The sequence below is a fragment of the Roseococcus sp. SDR genome (genome assembly GCF_019083995.1).
Classification (GTDB): domain Bacteria; phylum Pseudomonadota; class Alphaproteobacteria; order Acetobacterales; family Acetobacteraceae; genus Roseococcus.
Map to the genome: position 1 here is coordinate 190,761 of NZ_JAHRCU010000004.1, position 12,694 is coordinate 203,454.

Genomic DNA, 12,694 nt, shown 5'->3' on the forward strand with positions numbered 1-12,694 from the left:
CGCGTCAGCCCCGAAGGCGGCGCGCGGGCACGCCCACCACCGTCACACCCGGCGGCACGTCGCGGATCACCACCGCGCCCGCGCCGACCACGGCGCCCTGTCCGATCCTCCGGCGGGGAATGACGCGGGCCCCGGTGCCGAGATCCGCGCCCGCCTCCACATGCACGCCGCCCGCCAGAGCCACGGCGGGGGCGAGTGTCGCGAAATCCTCCAGCACCACGTCATGCGCCAGGGTGCAGCCGGGATTGACCAGCACATGCCGGCCGATCGCGACATCGGTCGTGGCCGAGGCATGGCCGAAGACGATGCTGCCCTCGCCCAGCGTCACGCTCTGCCCCATCCAGGCGGCGGGGTGGCGCAGCGTGGCGAAGCGGGCGCCGGCCAGCCGCGCGACGGTGGCGGCCCGAAGCGCCGGGTCACCCAGCGCGACCACCACCGAAAGCGTGGGGTCGGCGCGCAGCAGGGCCTCGGCGTCGTCATGCACGGGCAGCCCACCGAGCGTGGCCACGCTGCGATGCGCCGGGTCCACCGCGAAGCCGACCGGCTCGGCCGGCAGGCCGCCGGCGGCGATGTCGCGCAGGATCTGCAGCACCTCCCGGCCGAGGCCCCCCGCGCCGAAGATCAGCACGCGCCCGGGGCCGGCGGCGGCACTCATGCGAGATGCGGCAGGGGCCGCGCCGGGGCGGCCAGCGCGTCCATGTAAGCCGCCTCATAGGCGTCCATCATGCGGCGGCGGTCGAACCGCGCCTCGGCCACCTGGCGCGCGCTCTCGCGCAGGGCGGCGAAGCGTGCGGGACCCTCCTGCAGGGCGGCGACGAGGCCGGCACAGCGCGCAGTGTCGCGCGGCGGGCAGAGGAAGCCGCTGCGGCCCTCCTCGATGAGTTCGGGAATGCCGCCGACCGGGGCTGCGATGACCGGCACGCCGCAGGCATTGGCCTCCATGATCGCGGCCGGGCGGCCATCCAGCACCGAGGGCACGACCAGCACGTCGATGGCGGCGAGCGCCGTCGTCGGATGGTCGGCGAAACCGCGGAAATCGATGGCCTCGCGCGCGGGGCTCGCGGCGATGCGCGCCTTCACCTCGCCCGACATGGCGCCCTCGCCATACATGACGAAGCGCAGGCCCGGGCGGGCGGCGTGCAGCGCCTCGGCCATGGTGACGAAGCCAAGCGGGTTCTTCTCGGCCGACATGCGGCCCACATAGCCCAGCACGAGCTCGGTGCCCGGCGGCTGCAGCGCCCGGCCGGCCGGCACGAAGCGGGAGATGTCCACGCCGCTTTCCACCTGCCGCACCCAGGCGCCGTGCGGCCCGCCCTCGAGCAGCGAGACCATCTCCCGGCTCTCGACGAGCACGCCATCGTAGCAGGGGCCGTAATGGGCGAAGGCGTGGAAATGCGGGCCGTTGTTGTAGAGCGTGTCCACCAGGCGCAGATCGGGGCGGCGCTCCTTCAGGCGGGCGAGCTGCGCATAGCCCCAGGGGCTGCCGATCTGCAGGATGAGCCCGATGTCGCGCTCGGCCACGATGGCCTCCAGCCGGTCCGGCCCATAGGGCCCGATCGCGTCGGAGAGGTCGATCAGCCGATCCTCGGCCGCGAAGTCGTCGAGCGGGTCCATGGTGTAGCCCTGCGCCAGCGGCAGGTAGCGCGCCACCGTCACGTCATGGCCGCGCGCGCGCATCTCGCGCATCACCGAGACCGGGAGGGAGCCGACGACCAGGAAGGGAAAGAGGGCCAGGATGCCGCGCGCGGCGGAAGCGGTTTCAGCCATGTCGTGTGTCTCGCAGGGCGCCCGGACGCCGGGTGGCGACGGGGCGGGTCATCGGTGTCCGGAGGGTGGGCGTCACGACCGGCCGCGCAGGGCTGCGAGCCGGGCCCTGAGGCGATGCAGCAGGCTTGCCTGGCGGGCGGCCTCGCCGGCCTCGGCGCGGAGCTTCCAGCGGTCACGATCCTCGAGATAGGCGTCGCGCTGTTCCCGCGCATGCGCCAGTTCCGCCTGCAGCACGCCGAGCCGGGCCAGGACGCTGCCCATGGAGTCGTCCCCGGCAGCGGCGGCCTGGCCGGACAGCAGCCTGGCCTCGCGCTCCCAGGCCTCGGCCTGGCTGCGCCAGTAGTCGCGCGCCTCGGTGAAGGCGTCGAGATCGGCGTAGAGCTTCTCCAGCAGGCCCGAGGGCACGTGCGCCTTGCCCTGCAGCAGGCCGAAGCGGCCGAGGCGATCGAGCACGCCCGTCGGGTCCTCCGCCTTCAGGCTCTCGCGGAAGGCCGGGAAATCGGTCTGCGCCGGCAGGGTGAGCATGTAGGCGGCGAGGCGCGAGGCCTCGCGCGGGGTGACGGAGATGATCTGCGGGTTTTTGGCGAGCCAGACCAGCATGTCGCTCAGTGCTTCGAACAGGCAACGGCGCTCGGCCAGCGGGGCCAGGTTGCGGATGGTGGCGTAGCTCATCTCGATGAGCGTGCCGACCGGGTCGGCATGGGTCACGCCCCGCGACTGCAAACGATAGAAGGTGTCCGGCTCGTGCAGCAGGCCGAAGCGGCAGCCCTGCGCCAGCGCGCGCGTCCAGAGCTCGTAGTCCGGCGCGCGCACCATGGCCGTGTCGTCCAGGCCGATGCGCAGATGCGCCTCGCGCCGCACCATGGTCGAGGAGCGGCAGAGCGGGTTGCGCCCGATCCATGTCTCGACGCGGTTGAGCTGCCAGTCCTGGTTGATCAGCGGCTCGATCTCCTCGGCCCGTGCATGCCGGCCGCCGGTCTCATCCACCAGCGAGATCCAGCCGCCCAGGATGTCGATCGAGGGGTCGCGGGCCAGTGCGGCCAGCTGCCGTTCGCACTTCTGCGGCGCGATCCAGTCATCGGCGTCGAGATTGACCAGCCATTCGCCGCGCGCGGCCTGCACCGCGACGTTGTAGCTGCCGGCACCGCCCAGGTTGCGCTCGTTCTCGATCAGCCGGATGCGCGGATCGCCATAGGAGCGGATCACATCGCGCGAGGCGTCGGTGGAGCAGTCATCCACCACCACCACCTCGAAGTCCTGGACCGTCTGGTCGAGGATGCTGCGCAGCGTCGTCCGGATGTAGTCCTGGTAGTTGTAGGACAGGACGATGAAGGAGAGCTTGGGCGCGCTCACCGCAGGGCCTCCGCCACGCGGGCGATCTCGCCCTCGGTCAGGCCCTCGTAGAAGGGCAGGCCGATCACGCGGGGGGCGAGTTCCTCGGTCACCGGCAGCGCTGTGCGGCGCAGGTCGCGGAAGGCTGGGTGGTGATGGGTGCCGAGGCCCCACCAGCGGCGCCATTGGATGCCGTCAGCATCAAGGCGGGCGAGGCTGCCCTCCAGCCGGTCGCGCGGGATGACGACGTTGAGCGTCATGGTCGCCCATTCCGTGCCCGCGCCCTGCTGCAGGCGGCAAGGCGAATTGCGCAGCGCCTCGGCATAGAGCTGGCCCAGCCGCAGCAGGCGCTGCTCCTTCGCGTCGATGCCGGCGAGCACGGCGAGGCCGACCGCGGCCGCGTATTCCGAGATGCGGTAGTTGCCGGCGCGTTCGGCCGAGACGCGCTCGGTGCCGGCAAAGCCGAAGCCGGTATTGGCCACCAGCCGGTCCGCCAGGGCATGGTCGGTCGTGATCACGGCCCCGCCCTCGCCGATGCCGAAGACCTTGGTGGCGTGCAGGCTGACGGCGAGTGGCTGGTGGCCAATGCGCCGCAGCGAGGTGACCGCGGCGGCGGCGTCGAAGACGACGGGGATGCCGTGCTTCGCCTCGAATGCCTCCCAACCCGCGACATCGGGCGGCGCGCCGAAGGCGCTGACCACGAGCACGGCGGCGGGCGGCTCCGGCAGTTCGGCCATTGCCGCCTCGGCCAGCGCGGGCGTCAGGGTGAAGCGCCCCTCTTCCACATCGGTCAGCACCGGCTCGAGGCCCGCATTGCAGACGGCATGCGCGCTGGCGATGAAGGTGAAAGAGGGCATCAGGCAGAAGCGGCGCCCCGGCAGGGCGCGGGCGCGCAGCGCGATCTCGATCGCCGTGGTGCCGCTGCTGGCGGTGACCACCCGCACGCCCTCGACGCCGGCCTTGGCACCCAGCCAGCGCGCCATGCCCTGCTGCATCTCCAGGCAGAGCGGGCCGTAATTGCTGTAGATCCGCGTCGCATCGATGCGGTTCAGGAAGGGCAGCACCTCCGCCGATGTCGGCAGCAGGGGCCGCAGCACGACGATGGGCGCGGCGAGCCCGCTCATCGCGCCGCCTCCCCTCGCCCCGCGTCGGGAGCGGCCATCGATCGGCCTTGCCGCGGGGGCCGCGAAGGGTGGCGGGGCTGGGTGTTCACGTGAGGCTGTTCCTCGTCCTGGCAGGAGCGTCCTTGATCCGGAGGGATCCCCGGCGTGACGGCAACCGGGCCGCGTTCTCTGCGGTGGCGTGTCGGGCAAATCCGTTCCGAAATCAACCGGGCGCCCACCATATCCGATCCGGAATGGCGGGCCTGCGCGCTTGTGATCGCACTGCGCCTCGGCCATAAGCCCGCGTGATGGAATCGTCAGACAGGCCAGGGGCATCGTCCGCATCGGAAAGCCTCCGCCGCGTCTCAACCTTTGCCGCCCTGGCCGTGAGGCTCCGCTGGCTGGCGGGCGGCGTCCTCCGGCGCGCGCGGCGGCTGGCCGGCCGCCTCCTCCGCCGTGTGCAGAACGCCGGCGCCGTGCCGGGGCCTGACGGCTTCGCTCTCTTCGCCCCGTCCTCGAACCCGCAGGGGCTGGACGATGCGGCGTCCTTCTTCCACGCCATCGGCAATACACGCCTGCTGAAGCCCGAGACCGGCCATCGGCCCCGCCCGCCCTTCGACCCGGCGACGGCGCCGCGCGTCAGCGTGGTCGTCGTCTCCTTCAATTACGGGCGCTTTCTGGCGGCAGCCGTCGAATCCGTGCTCGGGCAGACCTTCCAGGACCTGGAGGTCATCATCGTGGAGGGCGGCTCCACCGATGCCGCTTCGCGCGAGGCGGCACGCGCGCTGGAGGGCGGGCGCGTGCGCGTCCTCTTCCAGGACAGCCCCCACCCGGCCGGCGCCAACAGGAATTTCGGCATCAGCCAGGCGCGCGGCGCGCTGATCTGCTGCCTCGATGCCGACGACACGCTGGCGCCGTCCTATCTGGAACATGCGGTCTATCTGATCGATCGCCAGGGCTATGATGTGGTCTCCTGCGGGCTCACCATGGTGGGCGAGGGACAGGGCGAGTACTTCCCGATCGAGCGCCCCGAGCTGCAGGACCTTCTGGCGGGCAACCAGGTTCTGACCTGCGCGGTGTTCCGCCGCGCGCTCTGGGAAGCGAGCGGCGGGTTCCGCGACATCGAGCGCGACGCGATCGGGCATGTGCACGAGGACTGGCTGTTCTGGGTCCGGCTCGCGGCGCTCGGCGCGCGCATCCGCAACCTGCCGCGCGCGCCCTGGCTGCGCTATCGCGTGCATCCGACCAGCCTCAGCAACGCAAAGGACGTGCTGCCCGCCTGGCAGCAGCGCATCCTCGTTCAGCGCGCGAACATGGATCTGCTCTGGCCGCTCGCCTCCACGCGTGGCGTGTCCAATTCCGCCCATGCCGGGCGGGGCACGCCCCACCGGCGCCGCAAGCCCATTTCCCCGGCCGGGCCTCGCCCGCCGACGCTCCTTCTCGCCCTGCCCTGGCTCGTGATGGGCGGCGCGGAGCGGCTTCTGAGCGCCGTCGTGGGCCATCTCACGGCCGCGGACTGGCGTGTCGTCATCGTGACGACCCTGATGCCGGACCCGGCGCTGGGCGACAGCACGCCATGGTTCGCCGAGCACACGCGCGAGATCTTCGACCTGCCACGCGCCGTTCCGCCCGAGTTCCAGGACGACTTCCTGCTGCACCTGGCCGAGACCCGCGCGCCCGACCTCGTCTGGGTGGTGGGAAGCGCCCTGACCTACGACCTGCTGCCCCGCCTCCGGCAGTCCCTGCCCGGGCTTCGGGTGCTTGACCTGCTGTTCAACACCGTGGGGCATGTCGCGAACAATGCGCGGCAGCGCCGAATGATCGACCTCAACCTGGTCGAGAGCCGGGCGGTGCGCGACTACCTGCTCGCGACCGGCGAGAGCGAGGAGCGCATCCGCCTCATCGAGAGCGGCGTGGATGTCGATGCGCTGCGGCCGGGCGATGGGCGCGAAGGTTTCCGGGCGCAGCTGGGTGTGCCTGCCGAGAGCCTGGTCGTCGGCTTCATGGGCCGCTGGTCGGAGGAGAAGAACCCGCTCGGCTTCATCGAGATCGCCCGCCGGGTGGATGCAGGCCTGCCGGTCACCTTCGTGATGACCGGCACGGGGCCGCAGCGCGCCGAGATCGAGGCTGCCATCGCCCAGGCCGGTTTCCCGCCCGGCCGCTTCCACCTTCTGGGCGAGGTGCCCGAAGTGGCGCCGGTGCTGGGCGCGCTCGACCTCCTGGTCCTGCCCTCCCGCCTCGACGGCCGGCCGACCGTGGTGATGGAGGCCGCGGCCATGGGCGTTCCCGTCCTCGCCTCGCGGCTGGGGGGCCTGCCCGACATGCTGCGCGAGGGAGAAACCGGCTGGCTCTGCGACGCGGAGGATCTTGCCGGCTTCGCCGCGCGAATCGCCGCCGCGGCGGGCGATCCGGCCGGTCTCGATCAGATGCGCCGCGCGGCGCGCCGCCATGCGGAGGAGCGTTTCGACCGGCGGGCCATGCTGGCGGGGTACGAGGCGGCCCTGGCGGGGCTGCTCGCTCCGGAGAAGGCCCATGGATAGGCTGAAGATCGCGGAGTTGCTGGTGGACCCGGACTGGTACCGGGTGCGGCATGGCGATGCGGCGATGGGCGACCCCGTGCTGCATTTCGCCGAGCAGGGCATGGACGAGGGCCTCGACCCGAACGCGATGTTCGATGCGGCCTGGTACCGCACGACCCATGGCGCGGCCATGGCCGAGGGCATCTCCGTCTTCGAGGATTTCTGCGAGAACGCCCTGACCGCCCATCGCGATCCGGGTCCGCTCTTCGACACCGCCTGGTATTGCCGCACCTATCCGGACATCGCGGCCGCCGGCGTCAACCCGCTGCACCACTACCTGCATTTCGGCCGGCCGGAGCGGCGCGACGCCTCGCCGCTGTTCCACAACAAATGGTACTTCGCCGCCTATCCCTTTGCGGATTCGCCCGGGATGGACGCGCCCACGCATTTCATGAACCACGGCGCCGCGCTCGGCCTCTCGCCCTCGCCCTTCTTCGACGTGGCCTGGTACGGCACGCAGTATCCCGAGGTGGCCCGGCGCGGGATGAACCCGCTTCTGCACTACCTGCTGGAGGGCGAGGCGAAAGGCTACCAGCCGGCCCCGGGCTTCGACCCCAGGCGCCACGCGGCGCGTCATCGACTGGCCCTGCCCGATGGGCGTGGCGCGCTGAGGCACTTCGCGGCGCAGCCGGAGCGCCGGCGCGCGGCCGACCTTCAGGCCAAGGACATGCCATCGCGCTTCGTCCGCCCCGGGGTGGCCGCGGAAGCCCGGGCGATGATCGCGCTGGTCGGCGGCATCGAAGCCGACCTGGCCGACCTGCCGGGGGCGCTGGAGCAGCTGCCCGTCACATCCCTCGCCCTGGGCCCGGCGGAACTGGCCTGGCGCTCGCTCTTCCTCTCGCTCGAGACGGTGCCGCGCCGCATCCTGCTGGCCGGCCATCTGGACGATGTGCCCGAACTGGCCGACCTGCCGGAAGACCCCACCCTGCTGGTCCTGGAGACGGATGGCAGCGCGGTCTCGGTGGGGCGCCACCTGCGGCCAGGCATCACCTGGCGCTCGCTGCCGGCCATCAACCCGGGGCTGGACGAAGCAGGGCGCGCGCGGGTGGTCACCGCCCTGCTGAACGCCTTCCGGCCCTTGGCCATCATGGCCTGGGGCAGCCATGCGGGCGGCGAAGCGTTCGCCCGCCATGGCGCGAATCTGCGGGTGGATGCCCGGCTCTTCATCGCCTGGGCCGATGGGCCGATGCGCGACGTGGCCGACCTGATGCGGCGCCATTTCCGCCGCAGCCTGCCCTTCGTCTCCCTGAGCTACGCGGCCGACCTTGCCGCCCTCAATACCCTGGCCGACGGCTTCGGCCTGCCCGAGGGCGCGCGCGGGCATTTCCGGCCGCTCGACGCCTGGCGCACGGCGGAGGGCTTCCTCGGCGCGGAGCCGCCTGACCGATGACCGATGTCACCGCCATCCTGAACCTGCATCGCGAGGGCGTCCTCGCCCAGGCCTCGCTCCTCAGCATGAAGCACGCCGCCGAGCAGGCGCGCGCGGCCGGCCTCGCCGTCGAGATCATCGCCATGGCCGACTGCACGGACCAGGCGACGCTCGACGTCCTGGCCCGCCATCCCGGCGTGCGCGTGGTCCAGACCGAGGTGAACGACCTCGGCCTCGCGCGCAACGAGGGGGTGCGCGAGGCGCAGGGCCGCTATGTCACCTTCCTCGATGGGGATGACCTCTGGGGTCCGGGCTGGATCCTGCGCGCCCATGGCGCCGCCATCCGCTCGGCCGAACCGGCCGTCTGGCACCCGGAGGCGAGCCTGCTCTTCGGCCAGGACGTGGCGCCGAGCTGGCTGCCGCATCCGGATGGCGAGGAAGCGGAAGGGGACTGGGTCGTGCTCGGCATGCGCAACCACTGGACCTCCCCGAGCTTCGCCGAGCGCAGCGTCTATGAGCGCGTGCCCTATCGCCGGACCAATCTCGACCAGCAGTTCGGCTACGAGGATTGGAACTGGAACTGCGAGACGACGGCGGCCGGGCTGATCCATCGCGTGGTGCCCGACACGGCCCATCTGATTCGCGTGCGGCCGGATTCCATGGTGCGCCGGACGATCAGCGCGCAGTCGCTGATGACGCCCTCCCGCCTCTTCCGCGACCGGATCGGCTGGCTGCGGCCCGAAGAGGCCGGCTGAGGGCTCAGCCCAGAAGCTGCGCCGCGACGCGCCCCGCATCGGGCGGCGCCAGGCGATAGCCCCAGGATTGCAGCAGCGCCGCCGAGCCCCAGTGGCGGATCATGTCGGAATTGCCGGCCCGGCCCGGTGCCTCCTGGATCTCGACGGGGCGGCGCGCGGCGTGCAACAGCGCTGCGGTGAGATCGGCGAGGCTGGTGGGCACGCCGGAGCAGATGTTCACCACGCGCCCCTCGGCGCGCGGGTCACGCAGCAGGTCGAGCAGCAGGGTGGCGGCGGGCGCGGCCTCCACGAAGTCGCGCTCGCGCGCCAGCGGGCCGGTGCGCAGCACGCCGCCCGTCTCCGGCATGGCGCGGATCTGCGCGGCGAAGGCGCCGAGTGCCAGATGCCCCGGCATGGCGCCGCCGATCACGTTGAAGAGCCGGGCGATCACCACCGGCAGGTCCGCTGCGGCGGCGAGGCCATGCAGCGTCTGCGCGAGCTTGGTGATGCCATAGACCGAGACGGGGCGGCAGGCGGCGTCCTCGGCCACCGGCAATTGGGCCTCCTCCATCGGGCCGTATTCGGCGGCGCTGCCGGCAAGCAGGATGCGCGGCGGCGCGGGCAGGCGGCGGGCGGCCGCCAGCAGGCGCGCGGCGAAGAGGACATTGACGCGATAGGCCTCCTCCAGCGGCTCGGCGGCGGCAGTACCGGCGAGGTGGAAGATCAGGCCCGGCTGGATCTCGCGCAGCACGCCGGCGATGGCGGCCTCGTCGCCAAGGTCGGGGAGGCGGTAGGCCCGGCCTGGGATGGAAGCCGCCGGATCGCCGCGGCCGAGCGTCACCGCCTCGATGCCACGGGTGGCGAGTTCGGCCAGCATATGCCGGCCCACGAAGCCCCCGGCCCCGGTGACCAGCGCCCTCACTGGTCGTCAGGCAGGAAGCGGCCGCGATCCGTGTCGAACAGGGCCTGGGCCTGGGCGTAGTCGTCGGGGCGGCCGATATCGAGCCAGAAGCATTCGGGCGCGTGGCAGAGGACGCTGCGCCCCTCGGCCACCAGCGCGCGCATCAGGTCGGGCATGTCGAGCCGCGCGCCGGGTGTGACATGCGGCACCACCGCATCGCGCTGCAGGACGTAGAGGCCCATGCTGACGAGATGCGTCTGCACCGGCTTCTCAAGATAGCCCGTCATGCGCATCTCGGCGTCGGTCTCGAGCACGCCGAATTCCGACTTCATCTCGCGCCGGAAGCTCGCGATGGTCGCATCCGCCCCGGCCGCGCGATGGGCGGCCAGCATGGTCGCGAAATCGAGCGTGGTCAGCAGGTCCCCGTTGCTGACGAAGAAGGTCTCCTGCAGCTCATCGCGCACCAGGCCGATGGGCCCCGCGGTGCCGAGCGGCGAATCTTCCAGGCTGTAGGAGATCTTCATGCCGAGCCGCTCGCCCTCGCCGAAAAAGGCGCGCAGCAGGTGGTGCAGGTGGTTGACGGCCAGGATCACCTCGGTCACGCCGGCCGCCTTGAACTGCCGCAGCAGCAATTCGAGGATCGGCATGTCGCCGATCGGCACCAGCGGCTTCGGGAAGGTGGCCGTATAGGGGCCGAGGCGCGTGCCGCGGCCGCCCGCCATCACCAGGACCTGCATCGTCGTCTCCCCTGCGCCCTGCTTCAGACCGTATAGGTGTTGGTGCGGAACAGGTGGCGATGCGCGCCGACGAACGCGATGGTCTGGCTCAGGCCGTCATCGAGCGAGACCTGCGGCGACCATCCCATGAGGCGCTTCGCCTTGCTGTTGTCAGAGACGAGCTTTCCCACCTCGCTCTGCGCCGGGCGCATGCGGGCGGCCTCCTGCACGATGGGCTTGTCCATGCCCATCAGCTTCAGGATGCGTGCGGCGAAATCACCGATGGAATAGGTGGCGCCGGTGCCGAGATTGATCGTCTCGCCCGAGATGCCGGGCGTGGTGGCCGCCGCGAGGTAGCCGGCCACCGTGTCCGAGACGAAGGTCATGTCGCGCAGCGGGTCCAGCGAGCCCAGGCGGATCTCGTCGCGCGTGAAGGCCTGGGAGATGATGGTGGGGATGAAGGCGCGGGCCGACTGGCGGGGCCCGAAGGTGTTGAAGGGGCGCAGGGTGACCACCTCGGTCTCGAAGCTGCGCCAGTAGCTCTCGGCGATCTTGTCGGCGCCGATCTTGCTCGCCGAATAGGGCGACTGGCCCTGCAGCGGGTGCTCCTCGTCAATCGGTTCGCGCAGCGCGGTGCCGTAGACCTCCGACGTGCTGGTGTGGATGACGCGGCCCACGCCCAGTTGGCGCGCGGCCTCCAGCACGTTCAGCGTGCCCTCGACATTGGCGCGGACATAGCTGCGGGGGGCGACATAGGAATAGGGAATGGCGATGAGGGCGGCGAGATGGAAGACCACGTCCATGCCCTTGCAGGCGCGGGCCACGTAGTCGCTGTCCTCGATGTTGCCGAGCGTCACGCGCAGTTCGGGCTTCACCTCGGCCGCCACGAGGTCGAGATTCCCCCAGCTGGAGAGGGCGTTGTAGTGCACCATGGCGTGCACCTCCGCCCCTTCGCGGACCAGGCGCTCAGCCAGGTGGCTGCCGATGAAGCCTCCGGCGCCGGTCACCAGCACGCGCTTGCCGCGCAGAGTCGCGCCGGCGGCCGGGGGCTGGGCAAAGTGGCTCACGTGTATCTCCTGGTGCAAAATGTAACGGCGCTTTAGCGCGAAGCCGCCGGAAGGCCAACCGCCGGTGGTGGTGGCGAAGCCTCCCACACCGACAATCCGTGACGCGGCCGGCGGTGCGCTGCTAGCCTCTTGCGATGCAGCAAAGCCCCCCGCCCCTGGTGATCTGCCTCGGCAATGTCGTGGCGGACCATGTGTTCCGCGTGGATGACGTGCCGCAGCCGCCGGCCAAGGCCCAGGCGCGCGGCTACAAGCTCTCGATCGGCGGCATGGCGGCCAATGCGGCCATCGCGGTGGCGCGGCTCGGCGGGCGGGCCGCCTTCTGGGGTCGCGTGGGCGATGACCCGAATGCGGAGCTGCTGACCGACGGGCTCCGGGAGGAGGGCGTGGACCTCACCGGCCTGCACGTCTTCCCCGGCGCACGCAGCCCGGTCTCGGCCGTGCTGGTGGACCGCTTCGGCGAGCGCGCCATCCTGGGCTTCCGCGGCGAGGGCCTTGGCACCGACCCCTCCTGGCTGCCGCTCGCCATGATGAGGGAGGCGCGCGCCTTCCTCTGCGACCCGCGCTGGCCCGAGGGGGCGGCAGCGGCACTCACCGCGGCCGAAGCCGCAGACATCCCAACCGTGCTGGATGGAGAGCGCAGCGAGACACGCCTGCTGCTCGATCTCGTGCCCCGCGTCCGCTACGCGATCTTCTCGGCGACGGGGCTCAACAATTATGCGCCCGGCCAGCGCATCCCCGAGGCGCTGCGCCGCGCCGTCTCGGAGGGTGTCACGCGCATGGCGGCGGTGACGCGGGGCGAGGACAGCACGCTCTGGCTGATGCGCGGCGAAACGCAGCCCCGCGAGATGAAGGCCTTCCGGATCGAGGCGCGGGACACGACCGGCGCGGGCGATGTCTTCCACGGCGCCTTCGCGCTGGGCATGGCCGAGGGCATGGCGGTGGAGGACGCGCTGCGCCTAGCCAGCGCCTCGGGCGCCCTGCGCGCCCGCGATGCCGCGACCGCCCACCGGGCCGAGGTGGAGCGCTTCATCGCGGAATATCCCAGCGGCTGAGATGTCCGCTTCCGGCCGGGCGCGCATCCGTGCAAAACTTCGATCCCGCCCACGGAACCAGGATTGCGACCCAC

General features: G+C 71.6%; 11 protein-coding genes. 4 read left to right on the forward strand and 7 right to left on the reverse strand.

The features are described from left to right. Positions 1–4 precede the first annotated feature (4 nt). The 4 genes from KTR66_RS06760 to KTR66_RS06775 all read right to left on the reverse strand — a co-directional run bounded on the left by KTR66_RS06760 (position 5) and on the right by KTR66_RS06775 (position 4,223). Positions 5–655 carry an acetyltransferase gene (locus tag KTR66_RS06760; RefSeq protein ID WP_213611710.1) on the reverse strand — a complete coding sequence of 217 codons (651 nt, stop codon included), beginning with the start codon at positions 653–655 and terminating at the stop codon, positions 5–7. Beyond that, positions 652–1,767, reverse strand: coding sequence for a glycosyltransferase (locus KTR66_RS06765; protein WP_213611712.1), 1,116 nt, complete (start codon positions 1,765–1,767; stop codon positions 652–654). Before KTR66_RS06765 ends, KTR66_RS06760 begins: the two co-directional genes overlap by 4 nt. A 72-nt stretch (positions 1,768–1,839) precedes the next feature. Beyond that, positions 1,840–3,120, reverse strand: coding sequence for a glycosyltransferase family 2 protein (locus KTR66_RS06770; RefSeq protein ID WP_213611714.1), 1,281 nt, complete (start codon positions 3,118–3,120; stop codon positions 1,840–1,842). Continuing rightward, complete coding sequence (locus tag KTR66_RS06775; protein ID WP_213611716.1) at positions 3,117–4,223, reverse strand: DegT/DnrJ/EryC1/StrS aminotransferase family protein; 1,107 nt, start codon at positions 4,221–4,223, stop codon at positions 3,117–3,119. The genes KTR66_RS06770 and KTR66_RS06775 overlap by 4 nt, the downstream gene beginning before the upstream one ends. 365 nt (positions 4,224–4,588) lie before the next feature. Between KTR66_RS06775 and KTR66_RS06780 the strand changes: the two genes are divergently transcribed. From KTR66_RS06780 to KTR66_RS06790, 3 genes are read left to right on the forward strand one after another with little or no spacing between them, the layout of a single operon-like run. Continuing rightward, a complete protein-coding gene (locus KTR66_RS06780; RefSeq protein ID WP_213611718.1) occupies positions 4,589–6,742 on the forward strand; it encodes a glycosyltransferase in 2,154 nt (717 codons plus the stop codon). Then, positions 6,735–8,171, forward strand: coding sequence for a hypothetical protein (locus KTR66_RS06785; protein WP_213611720.1), 1,437 nt, complete (start codon positions 6,735–6,737; stop codon positions 8,169–8,171). Before KTR66_RS06780 ends, KTR66_RS06785 begins: the two co-directional genes overlap by 8 nt. Beyond that, entirely contained in the window at positions 8,168–8,905 is a 738-nt protein-coding gene (locus tag KTR66_RS06790) for a glycosyltransferase family A protein (protein ID WP_213611722.1), read from the forward strand. Before KTR66_RS06785 ends, KTR66_RS06790 begins: the two co-directional genes overlap by 4 nt. A 4-nt stretch (positions 8,906–8,909) precedes the next feature. On the opposite strand, the gene KTR66_RS06795 is transcribed toward KTR66_RS06790, so the two are convergent. Genes KTR66_RS06795 through KTR66_RS06805 form a run of 3 tightly spaced genes read right to left on the reverse strand, consistent with a single transcriptional unit; the run spans position 8,910 to position 11,568 of the window. Further along, complete coding sequence (locus KTR66_RS06795) at positions 8,910–9,806, reverse strand: NAD-dependent epimerase/dehydratase family protein (protein ID WP_213611727.1); 897 nt, start codon at positions 9,804–9,806, stop codon at positions 8,910–8,912. After that, positions 9,803–10,522 carry a sugar phosphate nucleotidyltransferase gene (locus KTR66_RS06800; RefSeq protein WP_213611729.1) on the reverse strand — a complete coding sequence of 240 codons (720 nt, stop codon included), beginning with the start codon at positions 10,520–10,522 and terminating at the stop codon, positions 9,803–9,805. The genes KTR66_RS06795 and KTR66_RS06800 overlap by 4 nt, the downstream gene beginning before the upstream one ends. Positions 10,523–10,545: 23 nt before the next feature. Then, on the reverse strand, positions 10,546–11,568 hold the full coding sequence (locus KTR66_RS06805) for a GDP-mannose 4,6-dehydratase (RefSeq protein ID WP_213611730.1): 1,023 nt from the start codon (positions 11,566–11,568) through the stop codon (positions 10,546–10,548). Positions 11,569–11,702: 134 nt separating this feature from the next. Between KTR66_RS06805 and KTR66_RS06810 the strand changes: the two genes are divergently transcribed. Next, complete coding sequence (locus KTR66_RS06810) at positions 11,703–12,620, forward strand: PfkB family carbohydrate kinase (RefSeq protein WP_213611731.1); 918 nt, start codon at positions 11,703–11,705, stop codon at positions 12,618–12,620. The last annotated feature ends 74 nt before the right edge of the window (positions 12,621–12,694 follow it).